The 23363-nt window shown below is 64.6% G+C and carries 23 protein-coding genes; 7 read left to right on the top strand and 16 right to left on the bottom strand.

Features of this window, described 5'->3' with window-relative positions:
• Positions 1–31: 31 nt before the first annotated feature.
• Complete coding sequence (locus GTP41_RS17590; protein ID WP_161026882.1) at positions 32–2002, top strand: peptidase U32 family protein; 1971 nt, start codon at positions 32–34, stop codon at positions 2000–2002.
• Here GTP41_RS17590 and GTP41_RS17585 read toward each other — a convergent pair.
• Positions 1999–2538, bottom strand: a complete 540-nt coding sequence (locus GTP41_RS17585) for a hypothetical protein (RefSeq protein ID WP_161026881.1) — start codon at positions 2536–2538, stop codon at positions 1999–2001. The two genes, GTP41_RS17590 and GTP41_RS17585, sit on opposite strands and share 4 nt — an antisense overlap.
• Before the next feature lie 93 nt (positions 2539–2631).
• On the opposite strand from GTP41_RS17585, the gene GTP41_RS17580 reads away from it, so the two are divergent.
• The 3 genes from GTP41_RS17580 (at position 2632) to GTP41_RS17570 (ending at position 9227) form a co-directional block, all read left to right on the top strand.
• Positions 2632–6432 (top strand): CHASE domain-containing protein, encoded by a 3801-nt coding sequence (locus tag GTP41_RS17580; protein WP_161026880.1) that lies wholly within the window; start codon positions 2632–2634, stop codon positions 6430–6432.
• A gap of 61 nt (positions 6433–6493) precedes the next feature.
• The gene (locus tag GTP41_RS17575; protein WP_161026879.1) at positions 6494–6973 is read left to right on the top strand and encodes a hypothetical protein; all 480 of its coding nucleotides are present in this window, start codon (positions 6494–6496) and stop codon (positions 6971–6973) included.
• 4 nt (positions 6974–6977) lie between these two features.
• A complete protein-coding gene (locus GTP41_RS17570) occupies positions 6978–9227 on the top strand; it encodes a bifunctional diguanylate cyclase/phosphodiesterase (RefSeq protein WP_161026878.1) in 2250 nt (749 codons plus the stop codon).
• Positions 9228–9236: 9 nt separating this feature from the next.
• Here the strand turns inward: GTP41_RS17570 and fusA are convergent, their stop codons facing one another.
• From fusA to mltG, 11 genes are all read right to left on the bottom strand, one after another.
• Complete coding sequence (fusA, locus tag GTP41_RS17565; RefSeq protein ID WP_161026877.1) at positions 9237–11351, bottom strand: elongation factor G; 2115 nt, start codon at positions 11349–11351, stop codon at positions 9237–9239.
• Between the two features lie 83 nt (positions 11352–11434).
• Entirely contained in the window at positions 11435–12025 is a 591-nt protein-coding gene (locus GTP41_RS17560) for a flavin reductase family protein (protein ID WP_161026876.1), read from the bottom strand.
• Positions 12026–12053: 28 nt separating this feature from the next.
• Positions 12054–12251: a hypothetical protein gene (locus GTP41_RS17555; protein WP_161026875.1), complete on the bottom strand. Its 198-nt coding sequence runs from the start codon at positions 12249–12251 to the stop codon at positions 12054–12056.
• Between the two features lie 105 nt (positions 12252–12356).
• Positions 12357–13268 carry a class I SAM-dependent methyltransferase gene (locus GTP41_RS17550; protein ID WP_161026874.1) on the bottom strand — a complete coding sequence of 304 codons (912 nt, stop codon included), beginning with the start codon at positions 13266–13268 and terminating at the stop codon, positions 12357–12359.
• A gap of 98 nt (positions 13269–13366) precedes the next feature.
• Entirely contained in the window at positions 13367–14053 is a 687-nt protein-coding gene (locus tag GTP41_RS17545; RefSeq protein ID WP_161026873.1) for an ankyrin repeat domain-containing protein, read from the bottom strand.
• Positions 14053–14832 (bottom strand): TatD family hydrolase, encoded by a 780-nt coding sequence (locus tag GTP41_RS17540; protein WP_161026872.1) that lies wholly within the window; start codon positions 14830–14832, stop codon positions 14053–14055. Before GTP41_RS17540 ends, GTP41_RS17545 begins: the two co-directional genes overlap by 1 nt.
• A gap of 234 nt (positions 14833–15066) precedes the next feature.
• Positions 15067–15573, bottom strand: a complete 507-nt coding sequence (locus tag GTP41_RS17535; RefSeq protein WP_161026871.1) for a GNAT family N-acetyltransferase — start codon at positions 15571–15573, stop codon at positions 15067–15069.
• A 3-nt stretch (positions 15574–15576) separates the two neighbouring features.
• Positions 15577–15954, bottom strand: coding sequence for a PilZ domain-containing protein (locus tag GTP41_RS17530; RefSeq protein WP_161026870.1), 378 nt, complete (start codon positions 15952–15954; stop codon positions 15577–15579).
• 13 nt (positions 15955–15967) lie between these two features.
• On the bottom strand, positions 15968–16987 hold the full coding sequence (locus GTP41_RS17525; RefSeq protein WP_161026869.1) for a DNA polymerase III subunit delta': 1020 nt from the start codon (positions 16985–16987) through the stop codon (positions 15968–15970).
• On the bottom strand, positions 16984–17598 hold the full coding sequence (tmk, locus tag GTP41_RS17520; protein WP_161026868.1) for a dTMP kinase: 615 nt from the start codon (positions 17596–17598) through the stop codon (positions 16984–16986). The genes GTP41_RS17525 and tmk overlap by 4 nt, the downstream gene beginning before the upstream one ends.
• Positions 17599–17600: 2 nt before the next feature.
• On the bottom strand, positions 17601–18590 hold the full coding sequence (gene mltG, locus GTP41_RS17515) for an endolytic transglycosylase MltG (protein ID WP_161026867.1): 990 nt from the start codon (positions 18588–18590) through the stop codon (positions 17601–17603).
• Between the two features lie 143 nt (positions 18591–18733).
• Between mltG and ygfZ the strand changes: the two genes are divergently transcribed.
• The 3 genes from ygfZ to GTP41_RS17500 are packed head-to-tail and all read left to right on the top strand — an operon-like array spanning position 18734 to position 20756.
• Positions 18734–19741 carry a CAF17-like 4Fe-4S cluster assembly/insertion protein YgfZ gene (gene ygfZ / locus GTP41_RS17510; RefSeq protein ID WP_161026866.1) on the top strand — a complete coding sequence of 336 codons (1008 nt, stop codon included), beginning with the start codon at positions 18734–18736 and terminating at the stop codon, positions 19739–19741.
• A gap of 2 nt (positions 19742–19743) precedes the next feature.
• Entirely contained in the window at positions 19744–20034 is a 291-nt protein-coding gene (locus GTP41_RS17505) for a DUF4936 family protein (RefSeq protein WP_161026865.1), read from the top strand.
• Positions 20025–20756 (top strand): NRDE family protein, encoded by a 732-nt coding sequence (locus tag GTP41_RS17500; RefSeq protein ID WP_161026864.1) that lies wholly within the window; start codon positions 20025–20027, stop codon positions 20754–20756. Before GTP41_RS17505 ends, GTP41_RS17500 begins: the two co-directional genes overlap by 10 nt.
• A gap of 6 nt (positions 20757–20762) precedes the next feature.
• On the opposite strand, the gene GTP41_RS17495 is transcribed toward GTP41_RS17500, so the two are convergent.
• The 4 genes from GTP41_RS17495 to GTP41_RS17480 are packed head-to-tail and all read right to left on the bottom strand — an operon-like array spanning position 20763 to position 23354.
• A complete protein-coding gene (locus GTP41_RS17495; protein ID WP_161026863.1) occupies positions 20763–21017 on the bottom strand; it encodes a hypothetical protein in 255 nt (84 codons plus the stop codon).
• Between the two features lie 3 nt (positions 21018–21020).
• Positions 21021–21449 carry a GNAT family N-acetyltransferase gene (locus GTP41_RS17490; RefSeq protein ID WP_161026862.1) on the bottom strand — a complete coding sequence of 143 codons (429 nt, stop codon included), beginning with the start codon at positions 21447–21449 and terminating at the stop codon, positions 21021–21023.
• A 13-nt stretch (positions 21450–21462) separates the two neighbouring features.
• Entirely contained in the window at positions 21463–22359 is an 897-nt protein-coding gene (locus GTP41_RS17485) for an SDR family oxidoreductase (protein ID WP_161026861.1), read from the bottom strand.
• Positions 22356–23354 (bottom strand): NADP-dependent oxidoreductase, encoded by a 999-nt coding sequence (locus tag GTP41_RS17480; protein WP_161026860.1) that lies wholly within the window; start codon positions 23352–23354, stop codon positions 22356–22358. The genes GTP41_RS17485 and GTP41_RS17480 overlap by 4 nt, the downstream gene beginning before the upstream one ends.
• Between the last annotated feature and the right edge of the window lie 9 nt (positions 23355–23363).

The following is a 23363-nucleotide window of genomic DNA, read 5'->3' as shown; positions in this document are numbered from 1 at the left end:
ATCTACCCTTGCAACTGTAGGGTTATTGAGAATGTCTTTGCTTGACCACGAGCTCGAACTGCTGGCGCCAGCCAAAACCGCGGAAATCGGCCGCGAGGCCATCCTGCACGGTGCGGACGCCGTCTATATCGGCGGCCCCGCCTTCGGCGCGCGCCACAATGCCAGCAATCCTATCGAGGATATTTCCGCGCTGGTGGAATTCGCCCACCGCTACCGCTCGCGCATCTTCGTGACCATGAACACGATCATGCACGATTCGGAACTCGAACTCGCGCGCAAGCAGATCTGGCAGCTGTACGAAGCCGGCGTCGATGCTCTCATCATCCAGGACATGGGCCTGCTGGAAATGGACCTGCCGCCGATCCAGCTGCACGCATCGACCCAGTGCGATATCCGCACGGTTGAAAAGGCAAAGTTCCTGGGCGATGTCGGCTTCTCGCAGCTGGTGCTGGCACGCGAACTGACCCTGGACAAAATCAAGCAGATCCGCGCCGAAGTCGATACCCCGCTCGAATACTTCGTACACGGCGCGCTGTGCGTGGCATTCTCCGGCCAGTGCTTTATTTCGCACGCCGACACCGGCCGCAGCGCCAATCGCGGCGATTGCTCGCAGGCCTGCCGCCTGCCCTACACCTTGAACGATAACCAGGGCCGCGTCGTTGCCTTCGAAAAGCACCTGCTGTCGATGAAGGACAACGACCAGAGCGCTAACCTGGAAGCGTTGGTCGATGCGGGCATCCGCTCCTTCAAGATCGAAGGCCGCTACAAAGACATGGGCTATGTGAAGAACATCACGGCCAACTACCGCCTGCTGCTGGACGAGCTGCTGGAGCGTCGCCCGGAGTTTGCGCGCGCCGGCAGCGGCCGCACCCGCGTGCTGTTCACGCCGGACGTGGACAAGACCTTCCACCGTGGCCACACCGACTACTTCGCCACCGGCCGCAAGGACGATATCGGCGCCTTCGATTCGCCGAAATATGTGGGCGTGGAATTGGGCGCGGTGGTGCGCATCGGCGGCGATCATATCGACGTGGTGACCAATGCGCCGATGGCGAATGGCGATGGCCTGAACTACATGAACAAGCGCACCACGGTCGGCATCCAGGCCAACAAGGCCGAGAAGCTGGGCGATACGGAAGACGGCCAGCGCTGGCGCGTCTTCCCGAACGAGCCGCTGGCAACGCTGCCGGGCCTGAAAGTCGGCACCGTCATCATGCGCAACCGCGACCACCAGTGGGAAGCGGCGCTGCACAAGAAGTCCTCCGAGCGCCATGTGGGCCTGCAGCTGACGCTGTCGGAAACGGCGAGCGGCCTGCGCCTGTCTATCGTGGACGAGGACGGCATCGTCTCGCAGGCCGAGGCGGCGATTGAGCTGCAGCCGGCACAGAACGCGGAGCAAGCGGAGAGCGGCCTGCGCGCCAGCCTGGCCAAGATGGGCAATACCATGTTTGTGGCGGACCATGTGGAACTGAAACTCTCCCAGCCCTGGTTCGTGCCTTCGTCGGTCATCAACGCCCTGCGCCGCGATGCGGTGGCGGCGCACGAGGCGGCGCGCCTGGCGGCATGGCAGCGCCCGCAACGCAAGGCGCCGGCCGAGCCGCGCGCGGTCTATCCGGACACCCAGCTGAGCTACCTGGCCAACGTCTACAACGAGAAGGCGCGCGAATTCTACTTCAAGCACGGCGTGCAGCTGATCGATGCGGCGTATGAGGCGCACGAGGAGCCGGGCGAGGTCTCGCTGATGATCACCAAGCACTGCCTGCGCTTCTCGTTCAACCTGTGCCCGAAACAGGCCAAGGGCGTGCAAGGCGTGCAGGGTCAGGTGAAGGCGGAGCCAATGACCCTGGTCAGCGGCGACCATACCTACAACCTGCGCTTTGACTGCAAACCGTGCGAGATGCATGTGATGGGGGCGATGAAGCCGGGTATCCTGAACTCCCCTCCTCCTTCGGCGGTGCCATACAGCCCGCTGACCTTCCACCGCAAGCGCCCGCAGAACTAAGCGAGCAAGGCGCGCGCTTCCTCCAGCAAGCCCTCGGCGCAGGGCTTGCCGGTTTTCGATTCCCTCAGCGAGACGTGCCACAGGCCGATAATGCCGGCCAACTGGCCTTCATCCTTTGCCTGCTCAATGCGGCGCACCAGGTCCGCCGCCAGCAAGCCAAGGTGCTTGCGCGCGGCCGCAGCCATCAACTCGCGCGCGGCCGACAGGGTCGGCGAGGCGGGCGGCGCCGCCAGCGGCGCCATAGGGACCGCCTCCGGTGCAGGCTCCGGCGGCGCGGGACGGGCCACGGCTGGCGGCGCCGAGGCAATGCCCGCCAGCCCTTTGCGCAGCAGCGCCTCGACCGACTCCAGCATCTCGTCTTCGCCTAGCCAGGTATCGATCTCGCCCAGCGCGCGCTGGCCGTCGAGCAGGATCAGCACCGAGCGCTGGCGCGCGGTCAGGCCGGCGTTGCGCTGCGCAACTTCCGCGCGGCCGGCCTCGGTCTTGCCGAACACGGTGGCGCGCAAACGAGTTCGATTTTCCGGAGTCAAATGCATTCCGTGATGCTAGTCGGCAATTATTACAACATCATTTCAGCGGCGCCCGCCTTCGTGATATAAATGCAGCACCTACGACCAGCCCGCTCAAACATGCCCATTCGCCTTCGTACGCTCATGGCCTTGCTGCTTGCTGCGGGGGCGTACTACCTGCTGGCGCGCCTTGGCCTGATGCTCGCGCTGGCGCAAAGCAATGCCAGCCCGGTCTGGCCACCCTCGGGCTTTGCGCTGATCCTGCTGCTGCGTTTCGGGCGCCACTTGTGGCCCGCCATCCTGGCCGGCGCCTTCTTCGCCAACCTGGCCGTTTTCGTCAACAACCAGGCCGCCTCGCTGCCAATCCTGCTGACGGTGTCGCTGGTGATTGCGCTTGGCAACGCTGCCGAAGCACTGGTCGCGCACTGGCTGCTGCGCCGGCTCGGCATTGAACGGCTTGGCCTGCAAACCCAGCGCGAAGTCTACAAATTCGGCAGCGCCATTGCTGTCGCCGCCATGGTGTCCGCCATCACCGGCGTGCTGGCGCTACGCCTGTCCGGCATCATCCCGCCCGAGCTGACCTGGCAGGTGCTTGCCACCTGGTGGACCGGCGACTTCCTGGCCCTGCTCCTGCTGGCGCCCATGGTCATGGCGATCCCGGACCGTCCGGGCTGGCCCCGCTTCAAGCCCGGCCAACTTGTCTTCCTGGCCATCCTGCTGGCAGCCACGCTGACCGTCTTCCTGAGCGATTCGCGCCATGCGGCCACCCAATTCCTGCCGTATGCCTTGCTGATGTTCCTCGGCCTGGCGGCGGTGAACCGCTGGCGCTCGACGATTCGGATCGCGCTCGCCATCATCACCGGCATTGCCATTCCCGCCACGGTGCAGGACCACGGCCCCTTCGTTTCCGGCGTGCTGCACCACTCCCTGCTGTCGCTCTGCACCTTCCTGGCGATCAGCAGCATCCTGGCATGGGTGCTGGCCACCGAGGAAGACCCGAGCCTATCGGAAACCTATATCTGGACACCGATCCTGACCCTGCTGGCCTGCATGGCCATCACCGTCTCGGCCTGGGGCTGGATTACCTACGACACCGAAGCGCGCACCCGCGAACGCTTCCAGCGCGCCGCCGACAATGTGCGCGAAACCATCCGTATCCGCATGGAATCCTATGAATCACTGCTGCGTGCCGGCAACGCGCTGTTCGATGCGTCGGCCGTTGTCGAGCGCGACGAGTGGCAACGCTTCGTATCCGGCATGAACCTGGAAACGCAGTACCCCGGCGTGCTCGGCATCGGCTTTGCCCGCTTCGCGCCGCGCGGCGCGGTCGGCGCCCTGCGCGAGCAACTCAAGATCTGGCCGGAAGGCGAGCGCGAACTCTATGCCGCCATCATGTTCCTGGAGCCGCGCTCGCCGCGCAACCTGTTTGCCATCGGCTACGACATGATGTCGGAACCGACGCGGCGCGAGGCCATGGTGGCGGCCATGCAAAACGGCAAGCTCACCGCCAGCGGGCCGATCACCCTGGTGCAGGAGATCAGCGGCCCGAAACAGGTCGGGTTCCTGGTGTTCCATCCCGTCTACCGCAACAATGCCGGCGGCCAGCGCGAATTGCGCGGCTTCGTGTACAGCCCTTTCCGCATGGGCGACCTGATGAACGGAATATTCAGCGCCGGCCTGCGCGACGTGCGGCTCGATATCCACTTCCAGGACGCGCGCGGCCAATTGATGTACACCAGCGCCCGGTCCGGCGACGGCCAGAGCTTTACCCGCCTGCACAGCTTGCAGCAGGTGGCGGTGGGCGACAACGGCCAGTCCTGGGCCCTGAGCATCCGCCCCACGGCGGTGTTCGACGCCAGCGTGGACCAGGGCAAGTCCTTCCTGGTGCTGGTGATGGGCACCTTGCTCAGCCTGCTCTTCTTCGGCGCCGCGCGCAACCTGGTGCATGAGCGCATCGCCGCCCTGCGCGCCAAGGACCAGTCGGCCAAGCAGCTGGAGCAGCAGACCGCCAGCCTGGAGGAATCGGAAGCGCGCTTCAAGCTGCTGACCTCGCATATTCGCAACCACGCCATCGTCCTGCTCGACCCCAACGGCATCATCACCACCTGGAACGACGGCGCCGAGAAGCTGTTCGGTTACCGCAGCGAAGCCATCGTCGGCCAGCCCTTGCAGCGCTTGCTGGCCGAGGGCGACGCGGTGACCAGCATGGCGCTGGCGCTGGAACACGGCCAGGATGAAGCCACCGCCTTGCGCCGGCGCGCCGACGACAGCACCTTCCTGGCCCTGACCCAGCTCTACCCCGTGCGCGACGACCATCAGCGCTGCATCGGCTACGCCATGATCCTGCGCGATGTCACGGCGGAAAAGGCGGCCGAGAAGGAGCTGAACAACGCCAAGACCCAGGCCGAAGCCGCCAGCGCCGCCAAGAGCGCCTTCGTCGCCAACATCAGCCACGAGCTGCGCACGCCGATGAACGCGGTGCTTGGCGTCAGCCAGATCCTGGGACGCACCCCGCTCAACGCCGAGCAGCGCCAGTACCTGGACATGGTGTCCGGCGCCGGGCGTTCGCTGCTGGCCCTGCTGAACGACGTGCTTGATTTCTCCAAGATCGAAGCCAATAAGCTGGAGCTGGCCGAAGACGATTTCCTGGTGGACGACGTCTTGAGCGCGCTGGCCGCCGTGATGGCCATGACCGCTGCCGAGAAAGGCCTGGCGCTCTCGCTGAACGTGGAAGCCGATGTGCCCCTGTCCCTGCACGGCGACGTGCAGCGCATGCAGCAAGTGCTGCTCAACCTGGTCAGCAATGCCCTCAAATTCACCGAGAAAGGCATGGTCAGCGTGCATGCCAGCCGCGCGCCGGGGCAAGCCGGTACGCTGCGCTGGGCGATCAGCGATACCGGCATCGGCATCAGCGCCGAGCAGCTGCAGCGCTTGTTCACCCCCTTCAGCCAGGCCGACGCGTCCATGGCGCGCCGTTACGGCGGCACCGGCCTGGGTCTCGCCATCTCGCAGCGTCTGGCCCACATCATGGGCGGCACCATCGAAGTGGCCAGCACGCCGGGGCGCGGCACCACCTTTACGTTCCTGATGCCGCTGCGCGAGGGCCGCTTGCCCGATCCCTATGCCATGGACGCCGGGCGCAGCAACTGGCGCGTGCTCTACGCCGATCCGGCGTCGGGCCTGCACGATGACATGGTTCAGCTGGCCAAGCGCTGGGGATGGCGCTGCGATACCGTCGATAGCGCCGACAGCATGCGCGCAGCCCTGCTGGCGCAGCGCTATGACCTGCTGGTGTACGACAGCAGCCTGGCCCAGGCCGCGCGCCAGGCGGAGCTGCCGCACCGCATCTGCGTGCGCAGCCGGCTGGAGCAGGCCAACCCGGCGCCGGACCATGATCCCGAGCTGCTGCGCCCCCTGACCCGCTCGGCGATCTTCCACGCACTGGCGGAGCAGGCGCCGGCGCGCGCGCCCGTCCCGCAGCGCGCGACCGACGGCGCCCCCGGCAGCGGTGCATTCAGCACGGGTACCAAGGCGCTCGCGGGCCTGTCCATCCTGCTGGCCGAAGACAATCCCTTGAACCAGCTGGTGGCGCGCAGCATGCTGGAAGCGGTCGGCGCCCGCGTCCACATTACCGAAAACGGCGAACAGGCCGTGGAATTCCTGCGCACCGGTCGTGACGCGGTCGACCTGGTCCTGATGGATGTGCAGATGCCGGTCATGGATGGCTTTGCCGCCACCCAGCGCATCCGCCAGGAGCTGGGCCTGGATTTGCCGGTGCTGGCCATGAGCGCGGGCGTCACCCTGGCCGAGCGGGCCGAGTGCGATGCGGCGGGAATGAACGGCTTTGTCGCCAAACCGGTCGACGGGGATGACTTAATTACAACAATCTTGCAGTTCGTAGGCGCCGGTGAGCGCAATTGAAATCTCTCTAATTGCCACAACAGCTATAATTAACAAGTAGTCATTATATTTGTGGATATAGATGAAGAAGCATTTGCTTGGGGCGGTCCTGGCCGCCCTCTCGTTCCCGGCCCTGGCCGACACCTTTGCAACAATCGAACACAAGCCGCTGTCGGAGCTATGGGTCAACCCCGGCTTTTACTCCTACCATTTCCAGCGAGATAAAGGATTCGACGACACCAACCCAGGGATTGGCGCGGAATACCGCTTCTCCACCGTTGCCGCCGTAACTGCCGGTCGCTTCCACAACAGCGACCGCCAGATGTCGAACTATGCCGGCATCTATTACCAGCCGTGGTCGGTCGGCCCGCTGCGGCTCGGCGCGGTGGTGGGTGGCTTCGACGGCTACCCCAAGATGCGCAATGGTGGCTGGTTCCTGGCCGCAATACCGGTAGTCAGCCTGGAGTACCAACGCGTGGGCGTCAATTTTGCTATCGTACCGACATACAAGGAGCGTCTGCACGGCGCTTTTTCCGTGCAGCTCAAGTTCAAGTTGAATTAACCGTATGAACCAGCGCGCATCCATCGATCAATTGCAAGCCGGCCCTATGGCCGAGCTGCAGCGCCTGGCCCGCTTTATTTGCGGGCGGGATGTCCCAGCTTCGGCGCTGGTGGATGATGACGCCCTGGCTGGCTACCTGCCGCCCGGCGCCAGCGCCGAGCAAAAGGCCGCGCTGGCCGATCTCGCGCACAGCGCGCGCGCCCAGGAAGCGCTGCGCCACAACCTGGCGCGCAGCAACAGCTTTCTGGCCGGGTTTGCCGAGCACGCGCCCGCCCCGCTGTGGATCAGGGACGCCAGCGGCGACTATGTGATGGGCAATAGCCTGCATCACCGGGCCAGCCCTGGCCCGGAGAATCCAGACGTCACCAAGACCATGGAAACCACCGCTGACGGCAAACGCCACTGGCTGGTGCATAAGTTCCCGATCAATGTGAACGGCGAATCGTTCACCGGCGGCTCTGCGATCGACGTCACCACCGAGGTGGAGAAGGAACGCGCCCTGATCCGGCACGACAATTTCTACGTGCTGCTGTCGCGTCTGAGCGCCCTGATCCCGCGTTCGCGCACCCTGGAGCAGCTGTGCCTGGATGCCTGCCGCCTTACGGCGCACCAGGCAGGGCTCGATTGCGCCGCCATCAGTTACAAGACCGAGACTGGCGCGCTGCAGCTGTTCGCTTCCGCCAGCCGCGAAGGCCAGGAGCGCCACTGGAAGCCGGGAGAGGAAGCGCCAGCCTGGATGGCCAACGACCTGGCGCTGCACGTGCTGGCGACCGGGCGCGTGCAGTCCGGCTCGCGCAAAGGGCACGACATTGCGTCCTGCATGGCGGTGCCGCTGTTCGTCAACAACCAGGCCTGGGGCGTGGCCACCTTGTATTCGCGCCGTGAACAGCATTTCGACGCCTTCTACCGCGAACGCGCCGGCGAACTCAGTAATGAACTGAGCTACGGCATTGAGCGCCTGGTCAATGCGCAAGAAATGCACCGGCTGGCGCGCACCAATGTGCTGTCCGGCCTGCCGAGCCGCCTGCAGTTCGAAGAAGAAATCGCAGCGCTGGCCGCTTCCGATGCGCGCGGTACCGTGCTGCTGCTGAATATCAACCGCTTCGACGAGATCAGCTCCGCCTACGGCAACGCCGCCGCCGTGGGCCTGATGCGCACCATCGCGCAGCGCCTGCGCTCGGTGGTGGCCGATTGCATGCTGCTGGCCCATGTCGGCGTGGGCCGCTTCGCGGTTTTCCTGCCGGCTCACGGCCCCCAGACCGCCGCCGAATTTATCCAGGAAACGGCGGTGCCGATGCTGCAGGGCGCCTATCAGGTCAAGGAACACAAGATCTGGTGCACCATCAATGCCGGCGCCGCCGCCCTGCCGGATGACGGCACCACGGCCGACGAACTGCTGGTCAAAGCCTGGGATGCGCTGGCCGCAGCGCGCGACCTGGACCTGCGCTTCGGCCAGTACGACCGCGCCGCCGACCGCGTGGTGGCGCGCCAGATCAGCCTGGAGGTGGAATTGCGCGAGGCGCTGGAGCGCCAGGAGTTCGTCAACTTCTACCAACCGAAGATCGACCTGTGCACCGGCAAGCTGACGGGCGCGGAAGCCCTGGTGCGCTGGCGCCATCCGCAGCGCGGCCTGATTCCGCCGTCCGAGTTCGTGCCGGCGCTGGAGCGCACCGGCCTGGTGATTGCCGTCGGCCGCCAGGTCATGCAGCGCGCCATGCAGGACTGGCGCAGCTGGCACGACGCCGGACTGCTCCCGCCGCAGATCGCGGTCAATGTGGCGCCGGCCCAGTTCCGCTGCGATTCCCTGTTCAGCGATATCGAACACGCGCTGCAGACGGCGGGCGCCGACAACCAACCGCTGTCGATTGAAATCACGGAAAGCTCGCTGGTGTCGGACCACGACCGCGTGGTGGAAATCCTGAGCAAGGTGCGCGCCTTGCAGGTGCCGGTGGCGATTGACGATTTCGGCACCGGCTACTCCTCGCTGTCCTACTTGGTCAGCCTGCCGGTGGATGTGATGAAGATCGACCGCTCCTTCGTCACCCGCATGACGCACGATGCCGGCTATATGGGCCTGGTCAGTACCGTGGTATCGCTGGCGCACAACCTGCACCTGAAGGTGGTGGCGGAAGGCATCGAGACGGAAGAAGAAGCCAATCTGCTCAAGCTGCTGCGCTGCGAGCAGGGACAGGGCTACCTGTATGGCCACCCTGTCCCGGCGGAAGAATTCGCCGCCTTGCTCGAGACCGCCTAACGACCAGACTTAGTGGCGGCCGCTGGTGCGCGCCGTCGCCACCTGGTCGAGGATATGCTTCGGCACCGCAGCGTAGTGCTGGAACTCCATGGTGTAAGTCGCCCTGCCCTGCGTCAGCGAACGCAGCGAGGTGGAATAGCCGAACATCTCCGCCAGCGGCACCAGCGCTTTGATCTGCTTGCCGCCGCCGCCCGGAATCTCGTCCATGCCCTGCACCATGCCGCGCCGCGAAGTCAGGTCGCCCATCACATTGCCCATGAACTCCTCCGGCGTCTCCACCTCGACGTGCATCATCGGCTCCAGCAACTGCGCGTCAGCCTTGCGCATACCTTCCTTGAAGGCCATCGAACCGGCCATGCGGAAGGCGTTCTCGTTCGAGTCCACGTCGTGGTAGGAGCCGAAGGTCAGCGTGGCGCGCACGTCGACCACCGGATAACCCGCCAGCACGCCGGCATTCAGCGTCTCGCGGATGCCCTTCTCCACCGCCGGGATGAACTCGCGCGGCACCACACCGCCCTTGATCGCATCCACGAACTCAAAGCCCTTGCCGGCTTCCATCGGTTCCAGCTTCAGCACCACATGGCCGTACTGGCCCTTGCCGCCTGACTGTTTGATGAACTTGCCTTCGATATCGCTGACAGCTTTCTGGATGGTCTCGCGGTACGCCACCTGCGGCTTGCCGACCGACGTCTCGACGCTGAACTCGCGCCGCATGCGGTCCACCAGGATTTCCAGGTGCAGCTCGCCCATGCCGGACATGATGGTCTGGCCCGATTCCTCGTCCGTGTGGACGCGGAAGGACGGGTCCTCCTGCGCCAGGCGGTTCAGGGCAATCGCCATCTTCTCCTGGTCGGCCTTGGTCTTCGGTTCCACCGCCTGCGAAATGACCGGCTCGGGGAAGATCATCTTTTCCAGGATGATGACGTGCTCCGGCGCGCTCAGGGTATCGCCGGTGGTCACGTTTTTCAGCCCGACCGCCGCCGCGATATCGCCCGCGAACACTTCCTTGATCTCCTTGCGTTCGTTGGCATGCATCTGCAGGATGCGGCCCAGGCGTTCCTTCTGCGACTTGGTCGGGTTGTACACGGTGTCGCCCGAATTCACGATGCCCGAGTAGACGCGGAAGAACGTCAGCTGGCCCACGAAGGGGTCGGTCATGATCTTGAAGGCCAGCGCGGAGAACGGTTCGTCATCGGACGGATGGCGCTCGATCTCTTTGTCGTCCTCGTCATGGCCGGCAATCGCCGGCACATCGACCGGCGATGGCAGGTACTCGATCACCGCGTCCAGCATGGCCTGCACGCCGCGGTTCTTGAAGGCGCTGCCGGCCAGCATCGGCACGATCTCGTTGCGGATGGTACGCGCGCGCAGCGCGGCCTTGATCTCGTCCTCGCTCAGGGTTTCGCCATTCAGGTACTTTTCGGTCAGCTCGGGCGAGGCCTCGGCGGCCGCCTCCACCATATGTTCGTGCCATTTCTGCGCCAGCTCTTTCAGGTTGGCGGGAATGTCCTCGTAAGTGAACTTGACGCCCAGCGTCTCGTCGTCCCACATGATGGCGCGCATCTTGACCAGGTCGACCACGCCGTGGAAGTCCTCCTCGGCGCCGATCGGGATCTGGATCGGCACGGCGGTGCCCTTCAGGCGATCCTTGATCTGCTGCTGGACGCGGAAGAAGTCGGCGCCAATGCGGTCCATCTTGTTGACGAAGGCCAGGCGCGGCACCTTGTACTTGTTGGCCTGGCGCCAGACGGTTTCCGACTGCGGCTGCACGCCACCCACCGAGTCATACACCATGACCGCGCCATCGAGCACGCGCATCGAGCGTTCGACTTCGATCGTGAAGTCGACGTGGCCCGGCGTGTCGATGATGTTGATGCGGTGCTCGGCGAAATTGCCGGCCATGCCTTTCCAGAAGGCGGTGGTCGCGGCCGAAGTGATGGTGATGCCGCGCTCCTGTTCCTGCTCCATCCAGTCCATGGTCGCGGCGCCATTGTGCACCTCACCCAGCTTGTGGTTGACCCCGGTGTAGAAGAGGATGCGCTCCGTCGTCGTGGTCTTGCCAGCGTCGATGTGGGCGCTGATGCCAATATTGCGGTAACGCTCGATAGGTGTCTTGCGGCTCATCACAATCTCCTTAACGATGCCTTGCGGGCATCTTCGATTCTATCAGTAACAGGAAAGGGAAGATTGGGCGACTCAACAAGAATTCAAGGGAGCGGCTTGGCCTTCAACAGACTGCTGGCGACGGCGAAGTTGCCCGCCCCAACATGGTGCAGGGTATGCAGCGCGGCATTGCCTTCATGGAAGTCCCAGTGCCCATTCGCAAAAACGCGCGCATCCGCCGCTGCGCCCACGACTTCGGCAAAACAGGTGTCGTAAGCGTCTTCCGTGTGCTTTTCAGGGATCAGTCGACACTCCAGCCAGGCCACGCAGCCATTTGCCAGCAAGGGCACGCCGGTGGTGCTGCCCGCGAACGCCTGCAGGCCGAAGCGCTGGAACTTGTCCTGCTCGCGGCCGCTTGCCGTGCCAACGGCATAGGTGAGGTCAGCCGCCGCCGCGCCGGGAAGGCAGACGCCGAACACGCCGCTGGCCGCGATCAGCTCGCGCGTGAAGGTGCTTTTGTCGATGACGATGGCGATGCGTGGCGGCGTGAACTCGACCGGCATGGACCAGGCGGCGGCCATGATATTGCGGCGCCCGCCATGGGCGCTGGTGACGAGGACGGTCGGGCCGTGGTTGATAAGCCGGCTGGCGTGCTTGAGCTCAACCGGCTGAAAGTGAGGGAGCGTATGGTTCATCCGCGCATTCTAGCGCGATATGCCCGGCTTATCGCGGGGAACCGCCAAGCACGCGGGCCGGTAGCATGACGATGGCGCGCAGCAGTTCGAACACCGCTTCCACACCAATGCCGAGCAGGCGGAACGGCAGCATCAGCAGCCAGACGACGGGGTACAGGACCAGTGCCAGCAGGGCCAGCGGCCAGCACAGGAACAGCAGGAACAACCAAAGAATGAAGCCGAACATCCTCACCTCCATTAGAGTTGAGGCAACTTTATAGCGGACGTCCGGCCCGGACAACGGACATGCGACCAACTGCAGAATGGGCCGATGGATGGTGAAAAATCCGGCTCAAGCTGCGAAGGCTGGCAAGGCTGCGGTTTGCCTCTGCACCACCGCGCGCATCGCGGCCTGCAGCGACTGGATCTGGCCCCCGGCGCGGTAAGCAAAGGCGACCTGGATGGTTTCACCGGCGCGCACCGGCATCGGCTCGGTGAGCGGCAGGGTCATGTAGTGGTTGAGCCAGTCGATGGTGCTGTTGCGCTCAGGCACCACCGCCAGGATATTCTTGGTGATGAAGCGCAGCGCGTTCAACTGGCCATCGCGCTCGGCCACGAACTGGCCCTCCCAGCGGTACAGCATTTCGTTGGGCTGGGTGAAATCGATCAGCGAATAGACTTGCGGCTGCGCCAGCTCGCTGGTGCCGTTCTGGAGCTGGCCGGGCTGCTGGAATTGCACGATCGGAGCATGGAAGCCGTCGAAATCGTACTCCTGCTGCACCGGCTGCACCGCCATCAGCACCGCTTCCGGCATGAACACCGGCAGCGGGCCGCCGAAACGTTCCAGGTAGCGCTGTTTGAAATGTTCGATGACCTCGACCTGCTTCTCGCGCAGCATGGCGACGTGGATCATCTCGCAGATCACAACATCGACCGGCTCGGGCGGCAGGTATTCGAAGGCGTCGGCGTGGATCACTTCCACCCGCTCGCCGTTCTTGTTGATTGATAGAAACTTACGCGCTTCCTGCACCATGTCCGGGTTAAATTCGACGCAATAGACCTTGCTGGCCTTCTGCGCCGCGAAGAAAGAGAGCACGCCGGTGCCGCCGCCCAGCTCCAGTACCTTCATGCCCGGCTTGACGGCGTAATCGATGGCCGCCTTGAAGTTGTGCATGCGGTTGGCGTCCATCAGCATGTTGTGGTGGTAATGGACGGGGATGAACTGGCCAAGGTAGCAGCTCTCGATTTCGCGTTCGTTCAGCATGGCGGGCGGCGCGACGGGCGCGCGGTGGGTTTTCGACGTTTGGATTGTCGCCCAGGCCGCCCCCGGCCAAATGCACGATATGAAGTGGAAATACCGCCCTATTTCTTGCCGAGGTGGCGCTGGATGGCCTGCGCGATCCAGGGCTTGTCGGCGCGGGTGGCGAAACCGGCCGCATCCATGCCCCAGGCGCGGTCTTTCAGGCTGGCGTCGGCCCCTGCCTGCAGCAGCAGCTGCACGGCGTCTTCCATGCCCTCCCGCGCGGCCAGCATGAGGGGCGTCATGCCGCTGGGCGATTCGGCGTCGAGATAGGCGTGCCGCTCCAGCAGGAGCTGCATGATGTCGAGGGCACCCGCTGCGGCGGCATAGTGCAGCGCGGTCCAGCCGGGGCGGTTGATCTGTGCGCCTTTTGCCAGCAGCGCCAGCACGGCGGGCTTATTCTTTTGGAAAGCCGCCATCATGAGGGCGGTGTTGCCGTTGGGGGCGGCTTGGTCCACCCGCAATGCCGGCTGCGTGAGCAGGAGCTGGGCCACCTTCATGGCGTCGTAGCGCATGGCGATGATCAGGCCGCTTTCACCGCGCTCGGGATCGCTGGTGTTTGGGTCCAGGCCGCGTGCGAGCACAGCGCGTACGGTACGGTCATCGTCCAGCTGGATGGCGAGGAAGTAGCGGACGGCGTCCTCCTCGGCTGTCGGGCTGTCGGCCCGCGCAGGCGTCCATGGCGCGGCCAGGGCCAGCAGCGCGAGCGCCGCGCAGCGCTGGAGGGCGGCGCGGCGGTGTGCTGGCATCAGGCGGCGGCCTTGAATAGTTCGAAGAAGTTGGCCGAGGTTTGTTCCGCCACTTTCTCCACCGGCACGCCTTTCAGCTTGGCGATGAACTCGGCGACGTGCGCTACATAGCCCGGCTCGTTGGTTTTGCCGCGATACGGCACCGGCGCCAGGTAGGGGGAATCGGTCTCGATCAGCATGCGCTCGAGCGGCACTTCGAGCGCCACGGCTTGCAGTTCTTTCGCGCTCTTGAAAGTGACGATGCCGGAGAAGGAAATGTAGAAGCCCTGCTCCATCGAGGCGCGCGCCACGTCCAGCGATTCGGTGAAGCAGTGCATGACGCCGGCTACACCGCCCTTGTCGGTGCCGGCGCCCTCTTCGCGCATGATGCGGATGGTGTCTTCCGAAGCGGAACGGGTGTGGATGATCAGCGGCTTGCGGCATTCGCGCGAGGCGCGGATGTGGGTGCGGAAGCGCTCGCGCTGCCACTCCAGGTCGCCTTCCAGGCGGTAGTAGTCGAGGCCGGTTTCGCCGATGGCGACGATCTTCGGGTGTTGCGCCAGTTCGACCAGTTGTTCCACGCTTGGCTCGGGGGTGTCTTCATAGTCGGGGTGCACGCCGACAGAAGCAAAGATATGCGGATACTGCTCGGCCAGCGCCAGCACGCGCGGGAAGTCCGGCAGGTCGACCGACACGCACAGGGCGTGGCTGACCTTGTTTTCCGCCATCTTGGCGAGGATTTCAGGCATCCGGACAGCCAGGTCCGGGAAGTCGATATGGCAGTGGGAATCGATAAACATCCCGGCATTTTATCGAAAATCCCGCCAGCGCTCAAAAGCGCGGAACTTTTCCCCGCCCAGCCTGTCGAATATCAAAGCCTCCACAAGGCTGCTCGGCCAAAGTGGCAGAAGCCACATACAGGAGGGAACGCCAGCGAGAATTTCGCTGGATGTTTAGCGCCTTGTTGGCAATCCTGGCCCTGGTACTCGGAATGGTAGCGCGGAGGGCGGGCGTCCTTTAACAGCCTGGCGCGCTCAGGCCACGCGCTTGCCGAGGATGATCAGGTCGCGTTCAATGCCGTCCAGGTTGGCGACACGCGGCAGCTTTGCCCAGGTCTCGAAACCGAACTTCTCAAACAGCGCCAGCGATGGCGTATTGTGGCCAAAGATGAACCCCAGCACCGTGTGCACATTCACCTGCGGCGCAAAGTCCAGCGCCTCCTGCAAGGCATACCGACCTACGCCTTTGCCGCGCCAGGCCTCGTCGATATAGATCGACACTTCCGCCGTGCCGGAGTATGCCGGGCGGCCATAGAAATTCGAGTACGAGATCCAGCCGATGATGCCGTCGCGCTCCGCCTGTTCGACCACCCACAGCGGCCGCCGCGCGGGCTGGTGCTCGTGGAACCACGGCAGGCGTGATTCGACCGTGACCGGTTCGGTATCGGCCGTCACTTCCCGCGATGCGATGGTGCTGTTGTAGATGGCGACGATGGTCGGCAGGTCGTCAAGCGTGGCAATACGGTGGCGGAACTTCGTCATGCGTTACAGGGTGTGGGTGGCACGGGACGAGCGCAAAGCTGCGCCCAGGATTTCTTCAATGCGCAGGCGGGTACGGGTCCCCGTCTCGTCGTCCGGGAAGTGCACGCCGATACCCTGCGTCTTGTTGTTGGCCGCGCCGGCAGGCGTGATCCAGACCACCTTGCCAGCGATGGCGTACTTGTTCGGATCGTCCATCAGCGTCAGCAGCAGATAGATTTCGTCACCAATCTTGTACGGCTTCTGGGTCGGCACGAACATGCCGCCGTGCTTCAGGAATGGCATATAGGCCGCATACAGGGCCGCCTTTTCCTTGATGGCCAGCGACAGTACCGTCGGCCGGTTCAGAGGTACAGTGTTTGGATCGGTTGGGCTTGCGCTCATTCAATTCCTTTCTTCAGCTACAGCAAGCAGTGTAGTCAAGAAGCATATCTTCAATAAACAGTTTCGGGGACAGCGGATGGTCGGAGGTGGCGCGCCTTTCGTTGGCGCCCTTGATCGCCCCCATCAGGCGGCTGATATTCACCTTGTCCGCCAGTCCGGCCAGCTCGCGCTGGTAACGGGGATAATAACGGATGTTTCCTGCAAGTTTGTAGGAAAAAAGGTCATAAAGCCAGCGCTGTTGCCACGATACCAAGGCGGTCAACGGTACTTTCTGCAATTTATCGGCGGTTTTCAACGCGCCTTCGACGCTGGGACGGGCCAGGTACTGCAGCAAAGCGTCCAATTCCTCCCGGTTGCCGGTCTCCGACGCGGCGGCGGCGGCCAGCGGCGAGCCGCCCTGCTCGCGCAGCCAGCTGTCGGCGTCCGGTACGCCTTGCTCCTTGAGCCAGGCCAGGGCCTCGGCGTGGGTCGGCATCGGCATGGCAAACTTGCGGCAACGCGAAAGAATGGTCGGCAGCACGCGGTCCAGTCCGTTCGAGGACAGCAAAAAAACCGTACCCGGCGGCGGTTCTTCCAGCGTTTTCAGCAAGGCGTTCGAGGCCGGCATGTTCAACGCTTCGGCCGGATACAGCACCACCACGCGCAGGCCCTGGCGGTGGGTGGAAATGTTCATGAAATCCGACAAGGCGCGGATTTGTTCGATCTTGATTTCCTTGGAGGGAGCTTTCTTGGCGGCTTTCTTGTCTTCGCCCTCCTCGCCCTCGCTCGGCTCGTCTTCCATGGCTTCCGGGCGCACGCGGCGGTAGTCCGGGTGGCTTTGCTGCAGGAACCAGCCGCAGCTCGGGCATTCGCCGCAAGCGTGGCCATCCGGGCGCGCGTTTTCGCACAGCAGCGCCTGGGCGAACTGCTCGATGAAATCAGCCTTGCCGATGCCGGCCGCGCCATGGAACAGGATGGCGTGCGGCATGCGCTGGCGCAGCGCCTGCAACTGCGGCCAGGCGCCCTGCTGCCATGGATAAATGTGTCCGCTCATTCGAGCGCCCCCACGATCCGGGCCAGTTCGGCCTGGATGTCGGCAATGCTGCGGGTGGAGTCGATCACGCGGAAGCGCTGTGGCGCCTCGGCGGCGCGGCGCAGGTACTCGTTGCGGGTGGCCATGAAGAAATCCGCCTTCTCCCGCTCAAAGCGGTCCAGGTCGCGCGTGGCGTCCAGGCGGGCGCGCGCCACTTCCAGCGGCACGTCGAACAGGATGGTGAGGTCCGGCTCCAGGCCGGGGTGCACCCAGTGCGCCAGGGTCTCCAGTTTCTCGCGGCTCAGGCCGCGGCCGCCGCCCTGGTAGGCGAAGCTGGCGTCGGTGAAACGGTCGGAAATGACCCAGGCGCCGCGCGCCAGGCCCGGCTCGATCACTTGCGCCACGTGTTCGCGGCGGCTGGCGAAGACCAGCAGGGTTTCCGTTTCCACGTGCATGGCTTCGTGCAGCCACAGCTCGCGCAGCTTCTCGCCCAGCGGCGTGCCGCCCGGCTCGCGCGAGCTCACCAGCTCCAGGCCGCGCGCCTTGACGAGTTCGCCGACGAACTGGATATGGGTGGATTTGCCGGCACCGTCGATGCCCTCGAAGGTGATGAATTTACCGCGCTGTGTCATTTTTATTGTCGTTGATACTGGTTGACCGCCCGGTTGTGGTCGGTCAGGTTGTCGGAAAACTGGCTGGTGCCATTACCGCGCGCCACAAAATACAGCGCGCTGGACTTGGCCGGTGCCAGCGCCGCCATCAGCGAACCAAGGCCGGGCAGCGAAATCGGGGTCGGCGGCAGGCCGGTCCGCGTATAGGTATTGTAGGGGGTGTCGGTTTCCAGGTCCTTCTTGCGGATATTGCCGTCGAACTTGGGGCCGATGCCGTAGATGACGGTCGGGTCGGTCTGCAGCATCATGCCCAGCTTGAGGCGGTTCACGAAGACGGCGGCAATCATATTGCGCTCGGACTTCTGGCCGGTTTCCTTTTCCACGATGGAGGCCATGGTCAGCGCCTCATAGGGCGACTTGTACGGCAGGTCGGGCGTGCGCTGCTCCCAGGCTTCGCCCAGGCGTTTCATCAGCATGCTGTGCGCCTGGCGGAAGATCGCCAGCTCGCTGGAACCCTTGGCAAAGAGATAAGTATCCGGAAAGAACAGGCCTTCCGGCTCCTTGAAGTCGGGATTGATGCGCGCCATCAGCTCGCGGTCGCTCAGCTCCACGGTATCGTGCTTAAGTCCCTTATGGGCGGCAATCGCCTGGCGCATCTGGCGGAAAGTCCAGCCTTCAATGATGGTCAGCGATTCCTGGGCGAATTCGCCGCGTACCAGCTGGTCGATCAGGCGCAGCGGCGTGGTGCCCGGCTTCAATTCGTAGGTGCCGGCCTTGAGCTGGCCGCTCTTGCCGGACACGCGGGCCAGCAGGTTGAACATGAGCGGCTGGATCGGCACGCCGGCGGCCACCATCTGCTGGCCGGCGGCACTGGCGCCGCTGCCCTTGTTGATGGTGAATTCAATAGCCGGCTCCTCGCCGATAACGGGCTGTCCCGCCCACCAGGCAAAGCTACCCACGGCCACGGCGGCGGCCAGCAAACCCAGTGCGATCGTTTTTCTTATGAGAGCCATTTCCGAATGCCCGTTCTATTACCCCATCTTGAACCAGATTCAGCCTGGACAACAGTGTTTTCCAGGCCCCCGGCGCAAATTTCGCGGGATCACTATAATGAAGCCCGTAATGATAATGCTTCATCGTCAGGATATGGGAATTTATGAATAACTGGAATCAACTTTTAACACAGGAACAAGAAACGCTGACCACGACGCAGCTGGCCACCGGTTTCGTCGCCCCGGTCACCGACCAGGGCCTGATCGCCTTCACCGGCGAGGAATCGGCAAGTTTCCTGCACAACCAGTTGACCAATGATGTGGAACACCTGGGCCTGGGCGACGTGCGCCTGGCCGGCTATTGCTCGCCGAAGGGGCGCATGCTGGCGTCCTTCCTGATGTGGCGCAGCGAGGAGTCGATCTTCCTGCAGCTGCCGCGCGCGATCCAGCCGGCCATCCAGAAGCGTTTGCAAATGTTCATCCTGCGCGCCAAGACCAAGCCGGCCGACGCCACCGAGCAGTTCGTCACCCTGGCCGTTGGCGGCGGCGAGGCCGAAGCGGTGCTGCAGACCTGGTTCGACGTGCTGCCGGCCAAGCCGTTCAGCAAGATCGACCACCCGCTCGGCACCGTGCTGCGCGTGGCGGACGCTTTCGGCGCCCCGCGCTATCTGTGGCTGGCCTCGCCCGAGACCGCATCCACTGTGGCGCCGGTGCTGAAGGACCGCCTGCTGGTCGGCGGCAACCAGGCCTGGCGCCTGTCCGAGATCCATGCGGGGGTGCCGCAGGTCGGTGCCGGCACGCAGGAGCAGTTCGTGCCGCAGATGGTGAACTTCGAGCTGCTGGGCGGCGTGAACTTCAAGAAGGGTTGCTATCCAGGCCAGGAAATCGTGGCGCGCAGCCAGTACCTGGGCAAACTGAAACGCCGCACGGCGCTGGCGTCGATCGCCGATGCCGCCGCTGTACCGGGGGCGGAGGTATTCTCGCCGGCCGACCCGGAACAGCCTTGCGGCATGGTGGTGAATACAGCGCCGAACGGCGCCGGCGGCGTGGATGCGTTGGTGGAAATGAAGCTGGAGGCGCTGGAAGCGGGTGATGTGCGCTTTGGCTCCGCCACCGGCCCGGCCTTGCAATTCAAGCCCCTGCCCTACGTGCTGGATAAACTCGACGTTTGAGCATGGACTTCTACGTGTATTACAAGGTGCAGGACGCCGCAGCGGCGGACCTGCAGGCGGCGGTTATCGCCATGCAGGCAGCGCTGGCCGGCGCCCATGGCGTGGCGCCGCAGCTCAAGCGCCGGCCGTCCGGGGCCGATGGCGCGCAAACCTGGATGGAGGTCTATCCGGGCGTGACGCCGGCAGCGTTTGCCCCGGCGCTGGACGCGGCGGTGGCGCAAGCCGGGCTGGCGCGCTGGATCGCGGGACCGCGCCATGTTGAACTTTTTGAGGACTTGCCGCCATGTGCCTGATCGTCTTTGCCTGGCAGGTTGTCCCCGGCGTGCCGCTGATTGCCGCTGCCAACCGCGATGAATTCTATGATCGCGCCGCCACGCCCGCCGCACCGTGGGCGGAAGCGCCGCACATCTATGCCGGCCGCGACCTGAAAGCCGGCGGCAGCTGGATGGGCATCACGCGCCCCGGCCCGTCGCGCTTCGCCGCGATCACCAATGTGCGCAAGCCGCAGGAGCACAACCCTCTGGCGCCCTCGCGCGGCCAGTTGGTGGCGGATTTCCTGGCCGGGGCCATGAGCGCGCAGGAGTATGTGGCGCAGGTCGCGCCTCGCGCGCAGGAATACAACGGCTTCAACCTGGTGCTGTGCGACGGCAAGGAACTGCTCTGGTATTCCAACAAAGGCGGCGACGACCCGCGCAATGGCAAGCCGCTGGAGGCGGGCATTTACGGCCTGTCCAACGCCCTGCTCGACTCGGCCTGGCCGAAAGTGCTGAAAACCAAGGCGCAATTCGCCAGCCTGCTGTGCCTGGGCGCGCCGGAGGATGCCTACTTTGAGATGTTGTCCGACACGACGCGCGCGCCGGACATGCGCCTGCCGGAAACCGGCGTGCCGCTGGAACTGGAACGCCTGCTGTCAGCCGTGAAGATCGAGTCGCCGAACTACGGCACCCGCAGCTCCACGGTGGTCAAGCTGTATGCCGACGCCCCGGCCGAGCTGCACGAGGTGCAGGTGCGGTAAGCCTGCTTACGGCAGTTGCTCGCGCACGCAGGAAGGTTTTTCCTTGCCCTGGCGCGAACAGGAAATCAGGGTGCGGGTGCCGGTGTCGATGGCGTAGAAGTGGGTGGCGCCGTTGGCGCCCACCGGGGCGGCGGCCGCTGCCGGCCACACCGCGCCGCCATTGACCTGCGCCTGCGCCACTTGCATCGGGCTGATGGAACCAAACAGGAAGCCTGCGCCAAAGACTGCGCAAACACCCAGCGCTACGATCGTACGTTTCATGTTCTACTCCTGGAATTCGTAAGTCATTTCGATGTGGGCGATCCCCGCCTCAAGGAAGACGTCGCCCGCCATGGCGAAACCATGGGCAAGGTAAAACTCCGCGGCATGGGTCTGGGCGCTCAGTACAACGCGCTGGTCGCCGCGCTCGCGCGCCTTGGCCATCAAGCCTTGCAGGATCGCGCCGCCTACGCCGGTGCCGCGCGCGCTGCGCAGCACGGCCATGCGGCCGATATGCCCGTCCGGCAGCAGGCGCCCGGTGCCAAGCGGCTGGCCGGCGCTATCGTAGGCGACCGCATGCAGGCAGCCCGCGTCGCGCTCGTCCATTTCCAGGTCGGCCGGCACGTTCTGCTCCTGCACGAAGACTTCCATACGGATCGGTTTCGCGTCGGCCTGCAGGGTGGCCCAGTCGCCAAAGCGGAGTGTCGTCGTCATGCCGCGCATTCTCTCACAACATGGCGCGCAGGGCGTCGCGCACTTGCGGCGTGGCGGTATAAGGATCGGCCGGGTTGGCCTGCGCCACCATGTCGCGCGCCCGCAGCGCCACGCCGTCCAACGCTTGCGGGTGGGTGAAGATGTAGAACTTGTCCTCCGCGATGGCGGCAAACGTCAGCTGCGCCACATCCTGCGCGCTGACCTTGCCGGAGGTGACAGCCTTGCTCACCATGGCTTGCGCCGCCATCTGGCTGGCGGTCGGTTTGGCTTCCATTGGCGCGTCTTCCGGGCGGTTGCGGTGCGACTGGTGGATGCCGGTCGGGACGAAGTACGGGCACAGCACCGATGCGCGGATCGGCGCGCCCACCAACGCCAGGTCGTGGTACAGGCTTTCCGTCAGCGCCACCACGGCATGCTTGGACACGTTGTAGACGCCCATCACCGGCGGGCAAAGCACGCCCGCCATGGAGGCGGTATTGACGATGTGGCCCTCGTAGCCCGGCTCGCGCTTGGCGCATTCCAGCATCAGCCTGGTGAAGATGCGCACGCCGTGCGCCACGCCGGTCACGTTCACGCCCATGACCCAATCCCAGTCCGACTCGCTGGCTTCCCACAGCAGGCCGCCGAAACCGACGCCGGCATTATTGAAGACAAGGTGTACCGCACCAAACTCGCGCATGGCCGCATCGGCCAGCGCCTGTACTTCGGCGGAATGGCGCACGTCGCAGCGCAGCCCGATGGCCTGGCCGCCTTGCGCGCGCAAATCCGCCAGGGTGGCGTCCAGCGCGTCCTGCTGCACGTCCGCCAGCACCAGCTTCATGCCGAGCGCGTGGGCTTTCAGCGCAAATTCGCGGCCAAAACCGCTCGCGCCACCGGTGATCACTGCAACCTTGCCTTCGAAGTTTTTCATGGAATCAGCTTTACTAGTTGCTTGCCTAGGTTGCGGCCCTGGAGCAGGCCGATAAGGGATTCCGGCGCAGACGCCAGGCCCTGGGAAATCGTTTCACGGTATTTCAGCTTGCCGGCGGCGACCAGGCGGCCCATCTCGGACAGGCCCTGCGGCCACAGATCCATATGCTCCGTGACGATGAAGCCACGCAAGGTGACGCGGTTAAGCAGCAGCTTCTTGGCGTTGCGAATCGGGATCTCGGCGCCGGTGTAACCCGCCAGCAGGCCGCACAGCGCAACACGCGCGAAGGCATTGGTGCGGCCCAGCGCCGTGTCAAACACTTCTCCGCCCACGTTTTCGAATATGGCGTCGATGCCGTTCGGGGTGGCGGCCGCCAGGTCGGCCTTCAGGTTGCCGGCCTTGTAGTCGACACAGGCGTCGAAGCCAAGCTCACGCACCACATAATCGCACTTCTCTTTGCCGCCCGCGATGCCGACCGCGCGGCAGCCGGCCAGTTTGGCCAGCTGGCCGACCGCACTGCCCACGGCTCCGCTGGCGGCGGATACCACCACGGTCTCGCCCAGGCGCGGGCGCAGTATCTCGTGCATGCCGAACCAAGCGGTCATGCCGGGCATGCCGATCACGCCCAGGTTGGCCGACAAGGGCGCATGGCCCGGATCGACCTTGCGCAGGCCTTCGCCGTCCGACACGCCCATTTCGGCCCAGCCGAACATGCCGGCCACGAACTCGCCCACGGCGAAGCCGGGGTGGCGCGACTCCACCACTTCGCCCACGGTGCCGCCGATCATGGTCTGGTCCAGCGCTTGCGGCGCGGCGTAGCTTTTCGCGTCGCTCATGCGGCCGCGCATATACGGGTCAAGCGAGAGATAGTGGTTGCGCACCAGGAGCTGGCCCTCGGCCAGCGTCGGCACTGCAACTTCCTCGAGCCGGAAATTCTCCGGCACGACAACACCGCGCGGGCGCGATGCCAGCACGATGCGGTGGTACTTGGTCATGCAAACTCC

This window comes from Pseudoduganella guangdongensis, from assembly GCF_009857475.1.
In the GTDB taxonomy this organism is placed as follows: domain Bacteria; phylum Pseudomonadota; class Gammaproteobacteria; order Burkholderiales; family Burkholderiaceae_D; genus Rugamonas; species Rugamonas guangdongensis.
The sequence above is the reverse complement of the archived record's forward strand: the minus strand, read 5'-3'. Positions and strand labels throughout refer to the sequence as shown.